At 68.6% G+C, this 18,456-nt stretch carries 19 protein-coding genes, 1 tRNA gene and 2 pseudogenes; 10 read left to right on the top strand and 12 right to left on the bottom strand.

The window, feature by feature from the left end; all coding sequences use genetic code 11:
- Positions 1–89: 89 nt before the first annotated feature.
- The 7 genes from fdnG to PSPA7_RS26375 all read left to right on the top strand — a co-directional run bounded on the left by fdnG (position 90) and on the right by PSPA7_RS26375 (position 9,580).
- Complete coding sequence (gene fdnG, locus PSPA7_RS26405) at positions 90–3,170, top strand: formate dehydrogenase-N subunit alpha (RefSeq protein ID WP_079262212.1); 3,081 nt, start codon at positions 90–92, stop codon at positions 3,168–3,170.
- Between the two features lie 8 nt (positions 3,171–3,178).
- Positions 3,179–4,108 carry a formate dehydrogenase subunit beta gene (gene fdxH, locus PSPA7_RS26400; protein WP_003155442.1) on the top strand — a complete coding sequence of 310 codons (930 nt, stop codon included), beginning with the start codon at positions 3,179–3,181 and terminating at the stop codon, positions 4,106–4,108.
- 71 nt (positions 4,109–4,179) lie between these two features.
- Positions 4,180–4,806: a formate dehydrogenase subunit gamma gene (locus PSPA7_RS26395; protein WP_003155443.1), complete on the top strand. Its 627-nt coding sequence runs from the start codon at positions 4,180–4,182 to the stop codon at positions 4,804–4,806.
- 132 nt (positions 4,807–4,938) lie between these two features.
- Positions 4,939–5,868 (top strand): formate dehydrogenase accessory protein FdhE, encoded by a 930-nt coding sequence (fdhE, locus tag PSPA7_RS26390; protein WP_012077531.1) that lies wholly within the window; start codon positions 4,939–4,941, stop codon positions 5,866–5,868.
- A 79-nt stretch (positions 5,869–5,947) separates the two neighbouring features.
- Entirely contained in the window at positions 5,948–7,354 is a 1,407-nt protein-coding gene (gene selA / locus PSPA7_RS26385; RefSeq protein WP_012077530.1) for an L-seryl-tRNA(Sec) selenium transferase, read from the top strand.
- Positions 7,351–9,276: a selenocysteine-specific translation elongation factor gene (selB, locus tag PSPA7_RS26380; protein ID WP_012077529.1), complete on the top strand. Its 1,926-nt coding sequence runs from the start codon at positions 7,351–7,353 to the stop codon at positions 9,274–9,276. Before selA ends, selB begins: the two co-directional genes overlap by 4 nt.
- Positions 9,277–9,484: 208 nt before the next feature.
- Positions 9,485–9,580: transfer RNA gene (locus PSPA7_RS26375), tRNA-Sec, on the top strand.
- Positions 9,581–9,661: 81 nt separating this feature from the next.
- Here the strand turns inward: PSPA7_RS26375 and PSPA7_RS26370 are convergent.
- The 3 genes and pseudogenes from PSPA7_RS26370 to PSPA7_RS26360 form a co-directional block, all read right to left on the bottom strand.
- The gene (locus PSPA7_RS26370; protein WP_003157405.1) at positions 9,662–9,997 is read right to left on the bottom strand and encodes a type II toxin-antitoxin system RelE/ParE family toxin; all 336 of its coding nucleotides are present in this window, start codon (positions 9,995–9,997) and stop codon (positions 9,662–9,664) included.
- On the bottom strand, positions 9,994–10,230 hold the full coding sequence (locus PSPA7_RS26365) for a type II toxin-antitoxin system ParD family antitoxin (RefSeq protein ID WP_033997442.1): 237 nt from the start codon (positions 10,228–10,230) through the stop codon (positions 9,994–9,996). The genes PSPA7_RS26370 and PSPA7_RS26365 overlap by 4 nt, the downstream gene beginning before the upstream one ends.
- Positions 10,231–10,288: 58 nt before the next feature.
- Positions 10,289–10,919: pseudogene (locus PSPA7_RS26360) on the bottom strand (carbon-nitrogen hydrolase family protein).
- A gap of 274 nt (positions 10,920–11,193) precedes the next feature.
- Here PSPA7_RS26360 and PSPA7_RS26355 point away from each other — a divergent pair.
- Positions 11,194–11,562: a hypothetical protein gene (locus PSPA7_RS26355; RefSeq protein ID WP_079262256.1), complete on the top strand. Its 369-nt coding sequence runs from the start codon at positions 11,194–11,196 to the stop codon at positions 11,560–11,562.
- 2 nt (positions 11,563–11,564) lie between these two features.
- Positions 11,565–12,098, top strand: coding sequence for a hypothetical protein (locus PSPA7_RS26350; protein WP_033997439.1), 534 nt, complete (start codon positions 11,565–11,567; stop codon positions 12,096–12,098).
- Positions 12,099–12,304: 206 nt separating this feature from the next.
- On the opposite strand, the pseudogene PSPA7_RS33080 reads toward PSPA7_RS26350, so the two are convergent.
- From PSPA7_RS33080 to PSPA7_RS26325, 5 genes and pseudogenes are all read right to left on the bottom strand, one after another.
- Positions 12,305–12,436: pseudogene (locus tag PSPA7_RS33080) on the bottom strand (GrpB family protein); the annotation flags it as partial.
- Positions 12,437–12,592: 156 nt separating this feature from the next.
- Positions 12,593–13,060, bottom strand: coding sequence for a glycine cleavage system protein H (locus tag PSPA7_RS26340; RefSeq protein ID WP_012077524.1), 468 nt, complete (start codon positions 13,058–13,060; stop codon positions 12,593–12,595).
- The gene (locus tag PSPA7_RS26335; protein WP_003157755.1) at positions 13,057–13,434 is read right to left on the bottom strand and encodes a DsrE family protein; all 378 of its coding nucleotides are present in this window, start codon (positions 13,432–13,434) and stop codon (positions 13,057–13,059) included. Before PSPA7_RS26335 ends, PSPA7_RS26340 begins: the two co-directional genes overlap by 4 nt.
- Complete coding sequence (locus PSPA7_RS26330) at positions 13,424–13,906, bottom strand: GNAT family N-acetyltransferase (RefSeq protein ID WP_012077523.1); 483 nt, start codon at positions 13,904–13,906, stop codon at positions 13,424–13,426. Before PSPA7_RS26330 ends, PSPA7_RS26335 begins: the two co-directional genes overlap by 11 nt.
- 1 nt (position 13,907) lies before the next feature.
- The gene (locus PSPA7_RS26325) at positions 13,908–14,471 is read right to left on the bottom strand and encodes a DUF4136 domain-containing protein (RefSeq protein WP_003157753.1); all 564 of its coding nucleotides are present in this window, start codon (positions 14,469–14,471) and stop codon (positions 13,908–13,910) included.
- A gap of 128 nt (positions 14,472–14,599) precedes the next feature.
- Here PSPA7_RS26325 and PSPA7_RS26320 point away from each other — a divergent pair, with 128 nt between their 5' ends.
- Positions 14,600–15,535 carry a glycerophosphodiester phosphodiesterase family protein gene (locus tag PSPA7_RS26320; protein ID WP_012077522.1) on the top strand — a complete coding sequence of 312 codons (936 nt, stop codon included), beginning with the start codon at positions 14,600–14,602 and terminating at the stop codon, positions 15,533–15,535.
- Here the strand turns inward: PSPA7_RS26320 and PSPA7_RS26315 are convergent.
- The 4 genes from PSPA7_RS26315 to PSPA7_RS26300 all read right to left on the bottom strand — a co-directional run bounded on the left by PSPA7_RS26315 (position 15,520) and on the right by PSPA7_RS26300 (position 18,196).
- On the bottom strand, positions 15,520–16,140 hold the full coding sequence (locus tag PSPA7_RS26315; protein WP_012077521.1) for a DUF4136 domain-containing protein: 621 nt from the start codon (positions 16,138–16,140) through the stop codon (positions 15,520–15,522). The genes PSPA7_RS26320 and PSPA7_RS26315 overlap by 16 nt on opposite strands.
- Before the next feature lie 65 nt (positions 16,141–16,205).
- Positions 16,206–16,955, bottom strand: a complete 750-nt coding sequence (locus tag PSPA7_RS26310; RefSeq protein ID WP_012077520.1) for a methyltransferase domain-containing protein — start codon at positions 16,953–16,955, stop codon at positions 16,206–16,208.
- Complete coding sequence (locus tag PSPA7_RS26305; RefSeq protein WP_012077519.1) at positions 16,952–17,257, bottom strand: nucleotide pyrophosphohydrolase; 306 nt, start codon at positions 17,255–17,257, stop codon at positions 16,952–16,954. Before PSPA7_RS26305 ends, PSPA7_RS26310 begins: the two co-directional genes overlap by 4 nt.
- An 81-nt stretch (positions 17,258–17,338) precedes the next feature.
- Entirely contained in the window at positions 17,339–18,196 is an 858-nt protein-coding gene (locus tag PSPA7_RS26300; protein ID WP_012077518.1) for a MaoC family dehydratase, read from the bottom strand.
- Between the last annotated feature and the right edge of the window lie 260 nt (positions 18,197–18,456).

The following is an 18,456-nucleotide window of genomic DNA, read 5'->3' as shown; positions in this document are numbered from 1 at the left end:
GCTGGCATACGCCGCCAGGCTGGCTATCTTTCAACCAGAGACATCCGGCCATGTCCCGGGTGTCCTTTGCCTGATGCAGGAGATGCACGATGGATATGAACCGTCGGCAATTCTTCAAGGTCTGCGGTATAGGCCTTGGAGGATCGAGCCTTGCGGCGCTCGGAATGGCCCCCACCGAGGCCTTCGCCGACCAGGTCCGCCACTTCAAGCTGGCGCACACGGTCGAGACCCGCAACACCTGTACCTACTGTTCGGTCGGCTGCGGCCTGATCATGTACAGCCAGGGCGACGGCGCCAAGAACGTCGCGCAGAACATCATCCATATCGAGGGCGACGCCGACCATCCGGTCAATCGCGGCACTCTCTGCCCGAAAGGCGCCGGCCTGCTGGACTACATCCACAGCCCGAACCGCCTGAAATATCCGGAAGTCCGCGAGGCCGGCTCCAGCGAGTGGAAGCGCATCGAGTGGGACGAAGCCCTCGAGCGCATCGCCAAGCTGATGAAGGAAGACCGCGACGCCAACTTCGTCGAGAAGAACGAGCAGGGCCAGACCGTCAACCGCTGGTTGACCACCGGCTTCCTCGCCGCGTCCGCCTCGTCCAACGAGGCCGGCTACATCACCCACAAGGTGATGCGTTCCCTCGGCATCCTGGGATTCGACAACCAGGCGCGTGTCTGACACGGCCCGACGGTGGCAAGTCTTGCCCCGACGTTTGGCCGTGGAGCCATGACCAACCACTGGACCGACATCAAGAATGCCGATCTGGTGCTGATCATGGGCGGCAACGCCGCCGAAGCCCACCCGTGCGGATTCAAATGGGTCACCGAAGCCAAGGCGCACAACAAGGCGCGGCTGCTGGTGGTCGATCCGCGTTTCACCCGTTCCGCCTCGGTCGCCGACTACTACGCGCCGATCCGGACCGGCACCGACATCGCCTTCCTCGGCGGCCTGATCAACTACCTGCTGGAAAACGACAAGATCCAGCATGAATACGTGCGCAACTACACCGACGTCTCGTTCATCGTGAAGGAAGGCTTCAGCTTCGAGGACGGCCTGTTCAACGGCTACGACGCCGAGAAGCGGACCTATCCGGACAAGTCCTCCTGGGGCTACGAGATCGGTGAGGACGGCTATGCCAAGGTCGACCCGACCCTGACCCACCCGCGCTGCGTGTTCAACCTGCTCAAGCAGCACTACAGCCGCTACACCCCGGACGTGGTGAGCAACATCTGCGGTACGCCGAAGGACATGATGCTCAAGGTCTGGGCGGAAATCGCCGAGACCTCCAAGCCGGGCAAGGTCATGACCATCATGTACGCCCTGGGCTGGACCCAGCACTCGGTGGGCGCGCAGATGATCCGCACCGGCGCGATGGTCCAGTTGCTGCTGGGCAACATCGGCATGCCCGGCGGCGGCATGAACGCCCTGCGCGGCCACTCCAACATCCAGGGCCTGACTGACCTCGGCCTGCTGTCCAACTCGCTGCCGGGCTACCTGACCCTGGCGATGGACGCCGAGCAGGACTACGACGCCTACATCGCCAAGCGCACGGCCAAGCCGCTGCGCCCGGGACAGCTGTCCTACTGGCAGAACTACGGCAAGTTCCACGTCAGCCTGATGAAGGCCTGGTTCGGCAAGTCGGCGACCAGGGAAAACAACTGGTGCTACGACTGGCTGCCCAAGCTCGACATGCCGGGCGCCGGCTACGACGTGCTGCGCTACTTCGACATGATGTACCAGGGCAAGGTCAACGGTTACTTCTGTCAGGGTTTCAACCCCATCGCCTCGTTCCCCAACAAGGCCAAGGTCGGCGCCGCGCTGGCGCGCCTGAAGTGGATGGTGGTGATGGACCCGCTGGTGACCGAGACCTCGGAGTTCTGGCGCAACGTCGGCGAGTACAACGACGTCGACACCGCCAGCATCAAGACCACCGTGTTCCGCCTGCCCACCTCCTGCTTCGCCGAGGAGGATGGCTCGATCGTCAACAGCGGTCGCTGGTTGCAGTGGCACTGGAAGGGTGCCGAGCCGCCGGGCCAGGCGCGGCCGGACATCGCCATCATGGCCGGGCTGTTCCACCGCCTGCGCGAGATGTACCGCAAGGACGGCGGGGCCTTCCCCGACCCGATCCTCGGCCTCGACTGGTCCTACCTCAAGCCCGACGAGCCGGGCCCGGACGAACTGGCCCGGGAATTCAACGGCAAGGCCCTGAGCGACCTGGTCGACCCGGCCAACGGCATGATCCTGGCCAAGGCCGGCGAGCAGTTGCCGGGCTTCGCCCTGCTGCGCGACGACGGCAGCACGGCGAGCGGCTGCTGGATCTTCGCCGGCTCCTGGACCCAGCAGGGCAACCAGATGGGGCGCCGCGACAACAGCGACCCCTACGGCATGGGCCAGACCCTCGGCTGGGCCTGGGCCTGGCCGGCGAACCGGCGGATCCTCTACAACCGCGCCTCGGCCGACCTCAGCGGCAAGCCGTGGGACCCGGAGAAGAAGCGCCTGGTGTGGTGGAACGGCAAGTCCTGGGGCGGCACCGACGTGCCCGACTACAAGGCCGACGTACCGCCGGAAGCCGGGATGAACCCGTTCATCATGAACCCCGAAGGGGTGGCCCGCCTGTTCGCCGTCGACAAGATGGCCGAAGGCCCGTTCCCCGAGCACTACGAGCCGTTCGAGACGCCGATCGGGGTGAACCCCCTGCACCGCGACAACCGCAAGGCGATCAGCAACCCGGCGGCGCGGGTGTTCAAGAACGACATGGAGCTGTTCGGCACGGCCGACGAGTTCCCCTACGCGGCGACCACCTACCGGCTCACCGAGCACTTCCACTACTGGACCAAGCACTGCCGGCTGAACGCGATCACCCAGCCCGAGCAGTTCGTCGAGATCGGCGAGGCGCTGGCCAAGGAGCTGGGCATCAATGCCGGCGACAAGGTCAAGGTCTCCTCCAACCGCGGCTACATCAAGGCGGTGGCGGTGGTGACCAAGCGCATCCGCCCGCTGCAGGTGGACGGCAAGACCGTGCACCACGTCGGCATCCCGATCCACTGGGGCTTCGCCGGCATGGCGCGCAACGGCTTCCTGGCCAACACCCTGACCCCCTTCGTGGGCGACGGGAACACCCAGACGCCGGAGTTCAAGTCGTTCCTGGTCAACGTGGAAAAGGCGTGAGGTGAAACATGAGTAGTCAGGACATCCACGCCCGCTCCGCAACCACCACGCCGATGCCCTCGGTGCGGAACCAGCAGGAAGTGGCGAAACTGATCGACGTGTCCAAGTGCATCGGCTGCAAGGCCTGCCAGGTCGCCTGCTCGGAATGGAACGAGCTGCGCGACGAGGTCGGCCACAACCACGGCACCTACGACAACCCGCAGGACCTGACGGCCGACTCGTGGACGGTGATGCGCTTCACCGAGCACGAGAACGAGGCCGGCAACCTCGAGTGGCTGATCCGCAAGGACGGCTGCATGCACTGCGCCGAGCCGGGCTGCCTGAAGGCCTGCCCGAGCCCGGGGGCGATCGTGAAGTACGCCAACGGCATCGTCGACTTCAACCAGGACAAGTGCATCGGCTGCGGCTACTGCATCACCGGTTGCCCGTTCGACATCCCACGGATCTCGCAGAAGGACCACAAGGCCTACAAGTGCAGCCTGTGTTCCGACCGCGTCTCGGTGGGCATGGAGCCGGCCTGCGTGAAGACCTGCCCGACCGGCGCCATCGTCTTCGGCAGCAAGGAGGACATGAAGGAGCACGCCGCCGAGCGCATCGTCGACCTGAAGAGTCGCGGCTACGAGAACGCCGGCCTGTACGACCCGGAAGGGGTGGGCGGCACCCACGTGATGTACGTGCTGCACCATGCCGACAAGCCGTCGCTCTACGCCGGCCTCGCCGAGCAGCCGAGCGTCAGTCCGATGGTCAGCCTGTGGAAGGGCGTGACCAAGCCGCTGGCGCTGCTGGCCATGGGTGCCACGGTGCTCGCCGGGTTCTTCCACTACGTGCGCGTCGGCCCCAACCGCGCGGACGACGAGGAAGACCACGGGCAAGCCGAGGCACCGGTGCACCAGGTCGATCCGTCGGTACACACCTTTGACCCGCACGAGCGTCGTTGAGCCTGCGCGCGGGCGCTGCCGCCGGTCCTCCGCGACCCGGCGGCAGCGGCGGCGCTCTCGAGGAGTCGGAAATGAAAAATGAAATCCAGCGCTACAACGCCAACGAGCGCAGCAACCACTGGGCCGTGGCGATCCTGTTCTTCATGGCCGGGCTGTCCGGTCTGGCGTTGTTCCACCCGGCGCTGTTCTGGCTGACCAACCTGTTCGGCGGCGGGCCCTGGACGCGTATCCTGCACCCCTTCCTGGGGCTGGCGATGTTCGTCTTCTTTCTCGGCCTGGTGGTGCGCTTCGCCCATCACAACCGGGTGCAGAAGAGCGATATCCAGTGGCTCAGGCAGTGGCGCGACGTGGTCAGCAACCGCGAGGAGAACCTCCCGGAAGTCGGCCGCTACAACGCCGGGCAGAAACTGCTGTTCTGGGTGCTGCTGCTGAGCATGCTGACCCTGCTGGTCACCGGCATCGTGATCTGGCGCCAGTACTTCAGCGCCTGGTTCGGCATCGAGGCGATCCGCCTGTCGGCGCTGCTGCACGCCTTCGCCGCCTTCGTCCTGATCGCCAGCATCATCGTGCACATCTATGCCGGCATCTGGGTCAAGGGCTCGATGGGCGCGATGCTCTACGGCAAGGTCAGCCGCGCCTGGGCGCGCAAGCACCACAACGGCTGGCTGAAGGAAGTCGGCAAGGGCGAGGAGCACTGACGCGTATAGTGTCGCCATCGCCCGACCGGAGGCCCCAGCGATGGGGCCTTTGCATTCATTCCGCGCCCCTCCGGGCGCCCGATCGTTGCGGCGTGGCCCATCGGCCCGCCGGCGCAGACCCGAGGAGTTCCCGTGTCACGCACCATTCTTCAACCGGGGCAGATCGAAGCCGCCGCCAACATTCCCCCGCACCTGCACCAGCCGTCGCGCGACCTGTTCGCCCGCCGTGGCGAGCGCCTGCTGCAACTGGCCGATGGGCACCCGATGGGCGACTACCTGCGCCTGGTCGCCGGTCTCTGCCAGCTCCAGCAGGCGCTGCTGGACAACCCGCCGGCGCTGGCCCCGCTCGATCCCGAGCGCCTGCGCAAGAGTCGCGAGCACGGCATGCCGCCGCTGGCCTATGACCTGCTGGTGCGCGAAGGCGCCTGGCTGCCCTGGCTGGATGCCCTGCTCGCGGGCTACCCGGCGCCGGCCAACGCCGCCGTCGGCGCGGCACTCGAACAATTGCGCGAAGCCGACGAAGGCCAGCGCAAGGCCTGGGCCATCGCCCTGCTCAGCGGTCAGTTCGACCTCCTGCCGGCGGCCCTGGTGCCGTTCCTCGGCGCCGCCCTGCAGGTAGCCTGGAGCCACTGGCTGCTGGGGCTGGAGGAGGGCGCGGTGGTCGAGACCGAGAGCCGGACCCTGTGCCCCGCCTGCGGCTCGCCACCGATGGCCGGGATGATCCGCCAGGGCGGCAAGGAAACCGGCCTGCGCTACCTGAGCTGCTCGCTGTGCGCCTGCGAATGGCACTACGTGCGGATCAAGTGCAGCCACTGCGAGGAAAGCAAGCACCTGGCCTACCTGTCCCTGGAGCATGACGGGCAGCCGGCGGAAAAGGCCGTGCTGCGCGCCGAGACCTGCCCCGGTTGCCAGGGCTACCTGAAGCAGTTCTACCTGGAATTCGACCGTCACGCCGATGCTCTCGCCGACGACCTGGCCAGCCTGGCGCTGGACATGCGCCTGGCCGAGGATGGCTACCTGCGGCGTTCGCCCAACCTTCTGCTGGCCCCCGGCGGCGAATAGCCGAAGGCGCTGCGGGCCCGCGCCGACGCGTCTATGATGGGCGTGTCGGTGGCCCCTTCCCTGTGGATAAGGTTTCTCCATGAGTTCCGTTCGCTTGCCTTCGGTCGACCGCCTGCTGCGTAGCGCGGCGGCCGCTCCCCTGCACCAGCGCTACGGCCGCGAGGCGCTGCTGGCGACCCTCCGCGACCTGCTCGACGAACTGCGCGAGCCGGCTCGCCAGGGCGCCCTCGCCGCGATCGAGCTGAGCGAGGCGGTGCTCGCCGGCCGTGCCGGTGAACGCCTCGCCGCGCAGCATGCCAGCCGCGTGCGGCGGGTGTTCAACCTGACCGGCACGGTGTTGCATACCAACCTCGGCCGGGCCCTGTTGCCGGAAGAGGCCATCGAGGCGATCACCCTCGCCGCGCGCTACCCGCTGAACCTGGAGTTCGACCTGGCCAGCGGCAAGCGTGGCGACCGCGACGACCTGATCACCGGACTGATCCGCGAGCTCACCGGCGCCGAGGCGGTCACCGTGGTCAACAACAACGCCGCGGCGGTGCTGCTGGCGCTGAACAGCCTGGGGGCGCGCAAGGAAGGGATCATCTCGCGCGGCGAGCTGATCGAGATCGGCGGCGCCTTCCGCATTCCCGACATCATGACCCGCGCCGGCGTGCGCCTGCACGAGGTGGGCACCACCAACCGCACCCACGCCCGGGACTACGAAGCCGCCATCGGCCCGCGCAGCGGCCTGCTGATGCGCGTACACACCAGCAACTACAGCGTCCAGGGCTTCACCGCCAGCGTGCCCACCGCGCAACTGGCGGCCATCGCCCATGGCCACGGCCTGCCGCTGCTGGAAGATCTCGGCAGCGGCACCCTGGTGGACCTGACCCGCTGGGGCCTGCCCAAGGAACCGACGGTGCAGGAAGCCCTGGCCGACGGCGCCGACATCGTCACCTTCAGCGGCGACAAATTGCTCGGCGGGCCCCAGGCCGGGCTGATCCTCGGCAACCGCGAACTGGTCGGACGGATCAAGAAGAACCCGCTCAAGCGCGCCCTGCGCGTCGACAAGCTGACCCTCGCCGCCCTCGAGGCGGTGCTCGGCCTGTACCGCGATCCCGATCGCCTCGCCGAACGCCTGACCACCCTGCGCCTGCTCAGCCGTCCGGCGGTCGAGATCCGCGCCCAGGCCGAGCGGCTGGCGCCGGCGCTGGCCGAAGCGCTCGGCGAGGACTGGGAGGTCGCCGTGGTCGACGCCCTGGGCATGATCGGCAGCGGCGCGCAGCCGGTGGCGCGGCTGGCCAGCGCCGCGCTGTGCCTGCGTCCGAGGCAGCCCAGGCGCCTGCGCGGACGCACCCTGCGCAACCTCGAGGAAGCCCTGCGCGGCCTGCCGCTGCCGGTGATCGGCCGGCTCGACGACGACGCCCTCTGGCTCGACCTGCGCCAGCTCGACGACGAGCCTGCGTTCCGCGCCCAGTTGCCGCGGCTGCGGGGCGAACTGTCGTGATCGTCGGCACCGCCGGGCATATCGACCACGGCAAGACCTCGCTGCTGCGCGCCCTCACCGGGATCGAAGGCGACCGCCGTCCGGCCGAGCGCCAGCGCGGCATCACCATCGACCTCGGCTATTTGTACGCCGACCTCGGCGATGGCAGCCCCACCGGTTTCATCGACGTGCCCGGCCACGAGCGCTTCGTCCACAACATGCTGGCCGGCGCCAGCGGCATCGATTGCGTGCTGCTGGTGGTGGCCGCCGACGACGGCCTGATGCCGCAGACCCGCGAGCATCTGTCGATTGTCGAGCTGCTCGGTATCCGCCGGGCACTGGTGGCGCTGACCAAGATCGACCGGGTCGAGCCGCAGCGGGTGCAGCAGGTGCAGATCCAGGTCGAGCACCTGCTGGCCTCCGGACCGCTGGCGCGCTCGCCGATCTTTCCGCTCTCCAGCAGCAGCGGTGAGGGCGTGGCGGCGTTGCGCGAGGCTCTGCGCGGGCTTGCCGGCGAAGTCCGCGAGCGCGGCCGCGAAGGGTATTTCCGGCTGGCGGTGGACCGGGCCTTCAGCGTCGCCGGCAGCGGCATCGTGGTCACCGGCACGGCCTTCTCCGGACAGGTCGCGGTGGGCGATGAACTGCTCCTCGGCAACGCCGGGCGGCCGGTGCGGGTGCGCGGCCTGCACGCGCAGAACCGGCCCGCGCAACAGGCCTGGGCCGGCCAGCGCGTGGCCCTGAACATCGCCGGCGAGCGCCTCGCGCTGGAGCAGGTCCAGCGCGGCGACTGGCTGCTGCAGGCAGCGCTGCACGCGCCGACCACGCGGGTCGACATCGACTTTCGCCTGCTCCCCGACGAACTCCGCGACTTCACCCACTGGACCCCGGTGCACCTGCACCTGGGGACCCAGGACGTCACCGGGCGCCTGGCCCTGCTCGAGGGCGAGCAACTGGAACCTGGCCATCGCGCCTTCGCCCAACTGGTGCTGAACGCGCCGATCCAGGCCCTGCACGGCGATCGCCTGGTGCTGCGCGACCAGTCGGCGCAGCGCACCCTCGGCGGCGGACGGGTGCTCGACAGCGCCGCGCCGGCGCGCAACCGGCGAACCCCGGCGCGTCTGGCGCAACTCCAGGCGCTGCGCCAGGACAGCCTGGAGGAGGCGCTGCCGACCCTGCTCGGCGCCGCCGAGAACGGCCTCGATCCGCAACGCCTGGTGCAACTGTTCAACCGCCCGCGCGAGCACTGGCGGCTGCCGGAGGAGATGGTCGAGGTACAGACCCGCCTCGGCCCGCGGCTGTTCGCCGGCGAGCGCTGGTTCGCCCTGGTCGAGCGACTGCTCGCCGGCCTGCGGCGCTTCCATGAGGAATTGCCGGACGAACTCGGCCCAGACCGCGACCGCCTGCGCCGCTATGCCCTGCCGCAGCTCGAGCGGCCGGTGTTCATCGCCCTGCTGGAGGCCGCCCTGGCCGGCGGCGACGTGCACAGCAGCGGCCCCTGGCTGCACCTGCCCGGCCACGAGGTACGCCTGAGCGACAGCGAGGAACAGTTGCGCGCGCGCCTCTGGCCATTGCTCGAAGCCGGCCGCTACGACCCGCCCTGGGTCCGCGACCTGGCTCGCGAGCTGGGCCAGGACGAAGCCGCCATGCGCCACCTGTTGCGCAAGCTGGCGCGCCTGGGCCAGGTGCAGCAGGTGGTGCGCGACCTGTTTTACCCGGAGGCCACCCTGCGCCAGTTGGCCGGGATCGCTCTGCAGGTGCGCGACCCGTCCGGGCTGATCCGTCCGGCGGAGTTCCGCGACCGCCTGGGTATCGGCCGCAAGCGCAGCATCCAGATCCTCGAGCATTTCGACCGCATCGGCCTGACCCGCCGCATCGGCAATGACCGCCGCCTACGTGAGGGCTCGGCGCTGGCCGAACAGTTGCTCGGTGGGTCCACGTCCTGATGCGAGGGCCCGCCGTCGCGCTGTCCCTGGCTTGCCGGCGGGCAGCGCGACGGCGGGCTTTCCCCGAAATGCCTGTGAAGCGCACGCCGGGTGGGCTACGCTCTGCTCGCCCGACGCCGCAGGCGGCTTCCATGACGTCTGGCATTTCTTCTTCGGACGCAGGCCTGATAAGCTCCCGCCTCGAAGAAAACTTCTTGCAAATCAAAGAGGAAGGCAATCACGCCCGGTGGCGTGGCCGGACTTCAAATCCGGTGGGGGACGGCAGCCGTTCCTGGGTGGGTTCGACTCCCACTGCCTTCCGCCATATCCCCTGTCCACAGCCGGCGTGGCTCCAGGCTTCCGGCTCAGTCCGGGACGGCGGCTCGATGCCGGTGTCGAAAGACTTTCAGTGCGATACGCCCTCACCAGCCTGCATCCAGGAAGGGATGTCGTTCATGCCGTGCAGGACACGCCATACGTCGATGTGGTCGTCGCGTTCGACGTAGAACACCAGGTGGGGATAGCGCTTGAGTGGCCAGCAAAGCAGTCCCGGCAAATCCAGCTCATGGGCATAGCGGGACGAGCCGCTGCCAGGGTGACGGGCGATATGGGCGTATGCCTTTTCCAGGGCGCCGACAAAACCCGGAGCGGCCTGTTCGGCGTCTTCGCTCAGGTAGTAATCGACGGCCGCTTCAACATCCTGATTGGCGAGTACTCGCGGAATGACTGGCTTGGCCTTCATCCACGGGCCTTATGCACCCGTGTGCGGAGCGATTCGAAATAGTCATCGTCGGCAGGCGCCGCAGGCATCGACTCGGCGCCGGCGATCAGCAGGCCCCGCAGACGCTGACGGTCCTGATCCTTGCGAATCAGCTCGCGCACGTACTCGCTGCTGGTGCCGTAACCACGCTGGCTGACCTGCTCATCGACGAAGCTCTTGAGCGTATCCGGCAGGGAAATGTTCATCGTGCTCATGGGACCAGTCTCTCTGGAATGGCAAAATTTGCCAGAAAATATTAGCACTTTCCCGTGTTCAGCCATCAGAGGATCTCTCGTAGCCACGATCGAGCCGGCCTCTCTCGGCCCGTTCCAGCAGAAGTAGCGCATCCCCCGTCCTTGGCACCTCCCCGAGCAGGTCCCCCCGCTCATTCCAGAACGCACTCCTGCCCGCCGCCTTCCAGCCACCCGTCGGCCCGCCATGGTTGGCCAGCAGCACGCCCATTCCGTGCTCGCGGGCATGACCGGCGAGCAGGGCCGAGTCGGCCGGGTAGCCGTTTTCTCCGATCAGCGCGCTGGCGATGTAGAGGCGAGCGCCGGCACGGGCGGCGTGGGCCGGGTGGCTGGGCTGGCTGAAGTCGGCACATACCGCGAGCGCCACCGGCAGGCCGTCGATCTCCAGCAGTGGGCCGCCTTCGCCGGCTGAAAAATGGCGCTCTTCGCCCGGGTGCAGGTGCTGCTTGGCATAGACGCCGAGGCTGCCGTCGGCGCCGAGGACCAGGGCGGCGATCAGCGGCTTGGCGTGCTTCGGCGAGCGCAGCGGCAGCGGTGGGTTCGTAGCCGGTGAGCGACAGTTCGGGAAACACCAGCAGGCGCAGGTGGTCGACCAGGTTGCGCGGCAGGTCGGCGGGGTGGGCGCGGCTCTGGGCGGCGGCAATCAGTGACATGGGGCTGTCTCGGGCAGGGGCGTAGAGTCGCCAGTAGAGCCCAAGGCGGCGTGACCGGGAAGAGGCGACTGCGCTGCGTTTGGCTCGGCGGTTCCGCCAGGTGCCATGGGATGGGCGCTTTTGCCGGCGCGAAGCCGTAAGATAACGCGCTTCATGGCGCGCCCGACGGACGGGTGCGCACGCTTGCCTCGGGAGAACAGGGATGGCCGAGATCAATCCGCTTTCAACGGACCTGCAACAGCAACTGGCGGACTTGCAGACACAGGGGCTCGCCTTGCTCGGCGTCGCCGCGGACGAGACGCCGGCGCAGATCGTCGCCGCCGTCACCGACTACGTGCGCGATGCGAGGGAGCAGGGGCGCAGCCTCGACGACGAGGCGGTCTTCGCCCTCGGCGCGCTGCTCGGGGCGCAGTATGTGCGTGGCCTCGGCTGGCACTGGAGCGACGTGACCTGGGACGGCGACCCGGACAGCGCCGCCGTCGGCGTGCTCAGCCCCGACGAATCGCTGTTCAACAACCCCATCGGCTGGGTCAGCCAGATCGTCGAAGGCGACGGCGGGGTGCCGTTCATGCTCAGCTACAACATGATCCTGGCCAACCAGGTGCCGTTGTTCGAGCCGGGCAGCGCCACCGGGCTCTACTGAGCATGCGGGCGGATCGCAGCGACGCGCCGGCACGTCTCGGGCGCGCTTCCCGGCAAGGGGTGGGCGCCGGCTGGCTGGTATTCGCGGCGATTGGTGGCGGCATCACCCTGGCGGCGCTGCTGGCGGCGGGGGCGTTGTTCCGGGCGGGCGCCAGCCCGCTGGTGGCCGAGGATGGCAACCGGCCGGCGCTGCGGGACGAAGACCCGGCCGTGAGAAAGGACGGGGACAGGATCGTCGAGGAGGTGGCGCGGCGCAACACCAGCACCCTGCCGCAGGCCATCGAGGAAAGCGCCGCTCCCGCCATGCGCCAGACCGTATACAACGATGGCAATTACCAGCCACGCGGGGCCGACAACCTGCTCAGCCTGCGCCAGGCGCCGCGACCCGCCGAGCGGCGGCAACCCGCGAACAGGGTGCGGGTGAGCGTGGTCGAGCAGGCGCTGCCTTTGAAGGATCGCGCCTGCGGCGCTTTCAAGGAAGGCAGTCTGGAGAGACGCGCCTGCCGAGCCCGTATCGGACTGCAATTCCGCGAGTGAGCGGGCTGCCGGTTCGCGACCGGGCCGGCAGCCATGAATTCGGCATGAAGCTCGGGATGGAGCACAACGGTGGAGGTTCTCCCCGGGCGTGAGCCGCGGGGAAATCGCCGGGGGTATTGTCGGAAAGATTCATCAAGGCGATATCAGCCCCTCGCGCCCTGAATCGTGCTTCCTTCGCGACCACCGTTAGCGACGGTGTCGTTTGGCGCCAGCGCCCGGCCGAGAATCCGTGCGACGACTTCGTCCTTGCCACGGGTGTAGGCCTCGCGGTCGGTCGGGTGGCGGCGGGCCAAGGCATGCTTGGTTTCGGCATAGAGGCGGGCGTCGTCGGCGTTGCTCCAGCGTTGGCCGTCGAAGCGGGGCGGTTGGGGTGGGGGCATGGCGGGCTCCGGAGAGATTCGGGAGATTGGAGATGATGGGAACCTGGGGTGGGGCGAATAACGCCAGCGACGTTATCCGCCGATCATGCAGAGTGCGAGTAAGCCCGGGGAATCTCAGAAATCCAGCGCCTGCACCCCCGGATGCTGCGGATCGAACCCATCCAGCCGCATCCGCTCCGCGAATGCCTCCCGCGCCGCCTCTCCCTGGAGAAACGTGCCCTTCGCCGAAGCCCAGTCGTCCGGTTGCAGCCGCACCATCCAGCCCTCGCCGTAGCAATCCCGGTTGATCAGCGCCGGGCGCTTGACCACCGCCGCGTTGCTCGCCACCAGCGTCCCGGCCAGCGGGCTGCGGGCCGAGGAGGCGGCCTTGGCGAATTCGACCACGCCGAAGCTGCGGTCGCGCTCGATGTGCCAGCCGTCGCGCTTGGGGGTGAAGGCGAAGATCTCGCCGTACAGCGCGCAGCCGTAGGCGCTCAGGCCGAGGGTCAGGTTGCCGTCGGTCTCCTCGCGCAGCCACAGGTTGTAGTCCGGGGCGTAGAACAGCCCGTCGGGGAATTCCAGGCCATGCAGGTTCGGGCTCATAGGGTCAGCACCCGGTCGGACTCGAGGATCAGCCGCGCCAGCTCGCCGCCGCTGGAAATTTCGTCGAGTTCCTCGATCAGTTCGCTTGCGTCGATGCTCACTCCCGGCTGGCGGCACATCAGCAGGCGCGCGCCGGCCTCGCGGGCCTGGCGGATGAAGTGGCGCACCGGCTCGCCGCCGTCCAGCGCACGCAGCTGGTCGGCGACGGCGCGGCACGCCAGTTGCACGCCTTCGCCGCTGAGGAACAGGGTCACCTCGGCGTCCATGCAGGCCAGCAGGGTCGCGGTGTGGAAGGGCGCGGCGCAGCGGGCCGGGGTGCTCGGGCCGCTGGAGACGATGATGAGGACGCGCTGGGCGTGGGTGTCAGGGTTCAAGGGACTTGTCCATCTGGATCAGCGCCACGCGCCGGCCGTCCGGGTCGCGGCGGTCGACGATGGCGCGCGGCTGGTAGCCGAGCTGGGTGTAGAGCAGCAGCCCGGCGGCATTGGCGTTGAAGCAGGAGATCTTCATCAGGCGCGCCTTGTACTGCTCGCGGGCGAGGTTTTCCATGACCCCGATCAGGTAGCGGGCTACGCCCAGGCCGCGCGCGGCCGGTGCCACCATCATGTTGCCGAGGGCACAGAAGTCGCCGTGTCGCCACTGGTAGAAATTGGCGAAGCCGACCACCCGCCCGTCATGCACGGCCACGTTGCTGCCGCGGCGTTCGGCGATGGCGGCGGCCAGCTGGGCGATGCTGAACGGCCAGATCGCCTTGGGGTAGCAGTAGAAGAGTTCGTCGCGGTCCTGGGGAAAGCCGACGACCGCTTCGAGGTCGCCGGTCTCCACCGGGCGGTGGCTGAGCTGCATGTCAGCGCGGCGGGTATTGCGACATGATTTTCTGCACCGTCTCGCGGATCGCCTGCTCGCGCTCGGCCGGGCTCGGCGGGCTGGTGCGCATGATCTGCTCGCCGCTGCCGCGCCAGACCAGCTTGCCGTCCCGGCCGTCGAACAGGTCGACCTGGAGGGTGGCGACCTTGTAATTCACGGTGCGCGTCTCGGCCATCGCCGGGCCGCCCCAGTATCCTCCCCAGTAGCCGCCCCAGTAACCGCCGCCGTAGTTGGTGGTGATCTGGTCCTGGCGATCGTCGACGATCAGGTAGGCGCGCACCGTGACGTCGCCCCTGGCGTTGCCCTGCGCCGGGCGCAGGCCGCGCTGGTCGAGCTGCTGGGCGACGGCTTCGCGGATGCGTTGCTCGGTGAGGTCGCTCTTGATGCGCGGATCGTCGGGGCGGTATTCGAAGGCGGGTTGCGACCAGCTCCAGCTGCGATAGGCGGCGAAGTCACGGGAACTGTCGAAGTCGCGGTCGAGCTGGGTGGTTTCGCAGGCTGCGAGGCTGAGGAACAGGCCGAGCAGCAGGATTCGGCGGATCATGGTTTTTCTCCAGTCAGAGTTCACATCCAAGCTCAGCGCCGGATGAAAGGCAAGAGGAAACGCGGCGTCGAAACGTCTCTAGAGAAAACGTCGGTGCGAAAGCGCCATACAGGTGAAGGGGAGTGGATATGAATCGAAGTGTTGCGATCTTTTGCGTCGGCCTGACGCTGACCGCATGTGCGCAGGCGCGCTCGGTACCGCCAGCGGATGCGCCGGGCCCGTTGCTGGTGGCCCATCGCGCCGGCACCGCGGACTACCCGGAAAACACCCTGCTGGCGATCCGCAAGGCGCTGGACAACGGCAGCGATGCGCTGTGGCTGTCGGTACAGCTGAGCGCCGATGGCCATCCGGTGCTCTACCGTCCGGCCGATCTCGCCGCGCTGACCCAGGGCGCCGGCGCGGTCGGCCAGTCGAGCCTGGCCGAGCTGGCGCAGCTGAACGCCGGCTACATGTTCAAGGCCGCGGACGGCAGCTATCCCTATCGCCAGAAGCCGCTGCCGATCCCCACGCTGCGCCAGGCGCTGCGGGTGATCCCGCCGCAGGTGCCGGTGTTCCTCGACATGAAGTCGGTGCCGGTGGAGCCGCTGGTCGACGCCGTGGCCCGCGAGCTGGAGCTCCAGCAGGCCTGGTCGCGGGTGCGTTTCTATTCCACCGAGAAGGCCGCCAACGATTACCTCGCGCGACGCTACGCGGACAAGGCACAGCAGTTCGAAAGCCGCGACGCCACGCGCAACCGCCTGGTCGGCCTGGCCTTTGGCGAGCGCTGCGAGACGCCGCCGGCCGCGGGCACCTGGATGGGCATCGAGCTGCGCCGCGAACTGACCGTGACCGAGCGCTTCACCCTCGGCGAGTCGTCCTACCAGGTGCCGGCGGCGCGGTTGTGGACGCGCAAGGCGATGGACTGCGTACGTCGCGAGCCGGTGAAGGTGGTGATGTTCGGCATCGAGACCGCGGCGGACTATCGCACCGCGCGCGACCTGGGGGCCGATGCGGTGATGACCAACTCGCCGAGGAAGATGGAGGCGATCCGCCGCCGGGCGCTTGCCGATCAGCCCGGCGGGTAGTTCGACAGCGCCCGCTTCACCGCCTCGCGCAGGGCCTTGGCCTGTTCGCTGGCGGAGTCGCCGGAGTCGAACTCGGCGCTGTTGCCCCACACCGGCTGGCCGCTGCGGGCGTCGGCCAGCTCGACGCGAACCACGGTGACCTGCACGGTGTAGCTGCGGGTCACCGGGTAGCTGGCGCCATAGCCGTACCAGGGATCGCGCCAGCCGCCGTAGTTGCCGTAGTAGCCGCCGTAGTAGTCGGTGACCTGGCGGGTGCGCAGCTCGTTGCGCAGGAAGGCGCTGACCTTCAGGTCGGCGGCCGTGCCCGGCCGCGCCGGACGCAGGCCACGTTGATCGAGCTGCTGGCTGACGGCGTCGCGTAGCTGGTTGTCGTCCAGGCCCTGGGGAAAGCCGCTGACCCCGGCGGCGGCCCAGTCCCAGCTGCGGTAGCGGGCGTAGTCGCGCGGCGCCGCCGGGTAGGCGCCGGGGTCGAGGCCGGGATTGGCCGCCGCCGCCGGCTGCGGCGGGTAGGGCAGGGCGCTGGCGCGATAGGGATTGTCGCCCTGGCAGGCAGCGAGTACGGCCAGGCTGGCGAGTAACGGCAGGATCAACAGTCGCGATGGCATGCTCGACGCTCCGTGGCCGCGCTACGACGGCGGCGCTTGCAGGCTCAGACCGCATTCTGCGCCTTTCATTGCGGTCGGCACAGCCAGTGCAGGTAGCGACCGAGCCCGGCGAAGGCCGGATGGCGGCGGTAGGCCAGTTCCATTTCCACCAGGTCGAGCGGCTCGGCCTTGGCCTGGAACTCGCTCGGCATGTAGTCGTGGAACACCCGTACGCCGCTGCGCGCCTCGATGCGCCAGCGCGTTTCCAGCGCCTGTTCCAGCTCGCGCGGGTCGAGCGGGCGCTGTGGGGTCAGGCTCCGCCCCTCGCCGGCGAAGCGTTCCTTGCGCAGCTTGCGGAAGTGGCCCTTGAGCAGGTTGCGGTAGATCAGCGCATCGCGGTTGTAGAAGGCCAGCGACAGCCAGCCGCCGGGTGCGCAGAGTCGGTGCAGCACTGGCAGGATCGCATGGGGTTCGGCCAGCCACTCGAGCACGGCGTGGCAGAGTACCAGGTCGTAGGGCTCGGTGAGCTGGCCGGGCAGTTCCTGCCAGGGCGCCTGGATGAATTCGGCGGCCTGCCCGGCCTCGGCGAAGCGCTGGCGGGCGCCGTCGAGCATGGGTAGCGCCGGCTCGGCGAGGGTCACGCGGTGGCCGCGAGTGGCCAGCCAGAGCGACATGTGGCCGAGCCCGGCGCCGATGTCGAGGACCCGCAGCGGCCGCTGCGGCAGCGCCTCGGCGAGGTCCGCCTGGAGCACCGCGAGGCGGATCGCGCCCTTGGCGCCGCCGTAGATCTTTTCGGCGAAGCGCGTCGCCAACTCGTCGAAGTGGCGGTCACTCATGACAGGAAGCGCCTTTCGCAGTCAGCCAGCTTGGCGCGCACCACCTGTTCCAGGTCGAGGCCGGTTTCCGCGCAGAACAGCAATAGATAAAGGACGATGTCGCCGACTTCCTGGCCGGCGTGCTCGAGCTGGTCGGCCGGCAGCGTGCGCGACTGCTCTTCGGTCAGCCACTGGAAGATCTCCACCAGTTCGGCCATCTCGACGCTGGCGGCCATGGCCAGGTTCTTCGGGCTGTGGAATTGGCGCCAGTCGTTGCGGTCGCGGATGGCGTGCAGGCGCGCGGTGAGTTCGTGCAGGTTCATGCGGGGTTCTTCGCGGTGGCGGGAAGCAGCCGCATAGCTTCGGGCTTTGCGCCCGAAGCTTCAAGGCATGGCGGACCGGCGTCAGCCCTGTAGCTGGCTCCACTGGCCGGCCATGTGCGGCAGGTCGTCCTTGCCGCGCAGGCTGAACTGGCCGTCCGCCGCCGCCGCGCTGGCCAGCAGGGTGACGCTGGCCGGCAGCAGCACCGGCTTCTGGAAGCGCACCTCGACCCGGTAGCCCGAGGCCGGCAGGCGTTCGCCGAGGGCGGCCAGGCTGCGCGCCTTGTTCCACAGGCCATGGGCGATGGCGCGGGGAAAACCGAACAGCCTGGCGCTGGGGGCCGACAGGTGGATCGGGTTGTAGTCGCCGGCGGCACGGGCATAGCGCCGGCCGATGTCGGCGGGCGCCTTCCAGTTGTCGACCGGCTCCAGCGGCAGCGGCTCCTGCTCGGCTTTCGGCGGAATCTCGCCGGCTACCTTGACGCCACGGCAGAGTACCTTGCTGTCGCCGATCCAGAGCAGGCCGAGCTGGTCCTCCAGGCGGGTGACGATGCTGAAGGTGGCGCCCTTGTCGTGCGGCTGCAGGTTTTCCACCGCCACGCTCACGGTGAACGGGCCGAGGCCGCCGAGCGCGCGCAGCACGTCGATGCGGTTCTCCAGGTGGACCAGGCCGAGCAGCGGGAAGGGGAAGCGCTGGTCGGTGAGCAGCGCCATCTGCAGCGGGAAGGCGAGGATGTGCGGGTAGGTCGGCGGCAGCAGGCCGTCGTCGCGGAAGCCGCAGACCTGGCGGTAGCGCTCGAGATGCTTCGGGTCCACCGTGACCTGGCTGCGCAGGCCGCGTTCGGGCAGGACCTTGCCACGGATGCCGCGGCGCAGGGCCGCGCGCAGGAACAGGCCGGGCAGGGCGGGGGGGGCGGGCAGGTCGAGCCAGGCGGTGGGCATTGGACATCTCCTCGAAATTGGTGGCTGTCAGCTTAGTCGAGCTCCCGGCGCAGGCATTGGCCGCCTGGCCGGCGCCGCTGGCAGGGCGGTCAATCGGCTCCGGGATGCGTCTGCATCGAGATTTTCGACCACGCCGGTGGCTAGTCGATCTGAGGGTTTTTCCATCCTGCGGGTTGGGTTATTTCTATGGCCTCTCCTTGAGAGGGGACGGCAAAGCTGCCTAAGATGGGCCCGCCCCATGGATAACTAGAAAAAACACC

The organism is Pseudomonas paraeruginosa PA7 (assembly GCF_000017205.1).
Lineage (GTDB): Bacteria > Pseudomonadota > Gammaproteobacteria > Pseudomonadales > Pseudomonadaceae > Pseudomonas > Pseudomonas paraeruginosa.
This window is presented reverse-complemented; position numbering and strand designations above follow the sequence as displayed.

What these genes read in the sequence shown, in the direction of transcription:
- PSPA7_RS26370 (WP_003157405.1), bottom strand. Translation starts at nt 9,997, where the DNA reads ATGAAGGCCAAGCCAGTCATTCCGCGAGTACTCGCCAATCAGGATGTT.
- PSPA7_RS26320 (WP_012077522.1), top strand. Translation starts at nt 14,600, where the DNA reads ATGAATCGAAGTGTTGCGATCTTTTGCGTCGGCCTGACGCTGACCGCA.
- PSPA7_RS26325 (WP_003157753.1), bottom strand. Translation starts at nt 14,471, where the DNA reads ATGATCCGCCGAATCCTGCTGCTCGGCCTGTTCCTCAGCCTCGCAGCC.
- PSPA7_RS26300 (WP_012077518.1), bottom strand. Translation starts at nt 18,196, where the DNA reads ATGCCCACCGCCTGGCTCGACCTGCCCGCCCCCCCCGCCCTGCCCGGC.
- PSPA7_RS26315 (WP_012077521.1), bottom strand. Translation starts at nt 16,140, where the DNA reads ATGCCATCGCGACTGTTGATCCTGCCGTTACTCGCCAGCCTGGCCGTA.
- fdxH (WP_003155442.1), top strand. Translation starts at nt 3,179, where the DNA reads ATGAGTAGTCAGGACATCCACGCCCGCTCCGCAACCACCACGCCGATG.
- PSPA7_RS26340 (WP_012077524.1), bottom strand. Translation starts at nt 13,060, where the DNA reads ATGAGCCCGAACCTGCATGGCCTGGAATTCCCCGACGGGCTGTTCTAC.
- PSPA7_RS26305 (WP_012077519.1), bottom strand. Translation starts at nt 17,257, where the DNA reads ATGAACCTGCACGAACTCACCGCGCGCCTGCACGCCATCCGCGACCGC.
- PSPA7_RS26310 (WP_012077520.1), bottom strand. Translation starts at nt 16,955, where the DNA reads ATGAGTGACCGCCACTTCGACGAGTTGGCGACGCGCTTCGCCGAAAAG.
- PSPA7_RS26365 (WP_033997442.1), bottom strand. Translation starts at nt 10,230, where the DNA reads ATGAGCACGATGAACATTTCCCTGCCGGATACGCTCAAGAGCTTCGTC.
- selA (WP_012077530.1), top strand. Translation starts at nt 5,948, where the DNA reads ATGAGTTCCGTTCGCTTGCCTTCGGTCGACCGCCTGCTGCGTAGCGCG.
- PSPA7_RS26330 (WP_012077523.1), bottom strand. Translation starts at nt 13,906, where the DNA reads ATGCAGCTCAGCCACCGCCCGGTGGAGACCGGCGACCTCGAAGCGGTC.
- PSPA7_RS26350 (WP_033997439.1), top strand. Translation starts at nt 11,565, where the DNA reads ATGCGGGCGGATCGCAGCGACGCGCCGGCACGTCTCGGGCGCGCTTCC.
- PSPA7_RS26395 (WP_003155443.1), top strand. Translation starts at nt 4,180, where the DNA reads ATGAAAAATGAAATCCAGCGCTACAACGCCAACGAGCGCAGCAACCAC.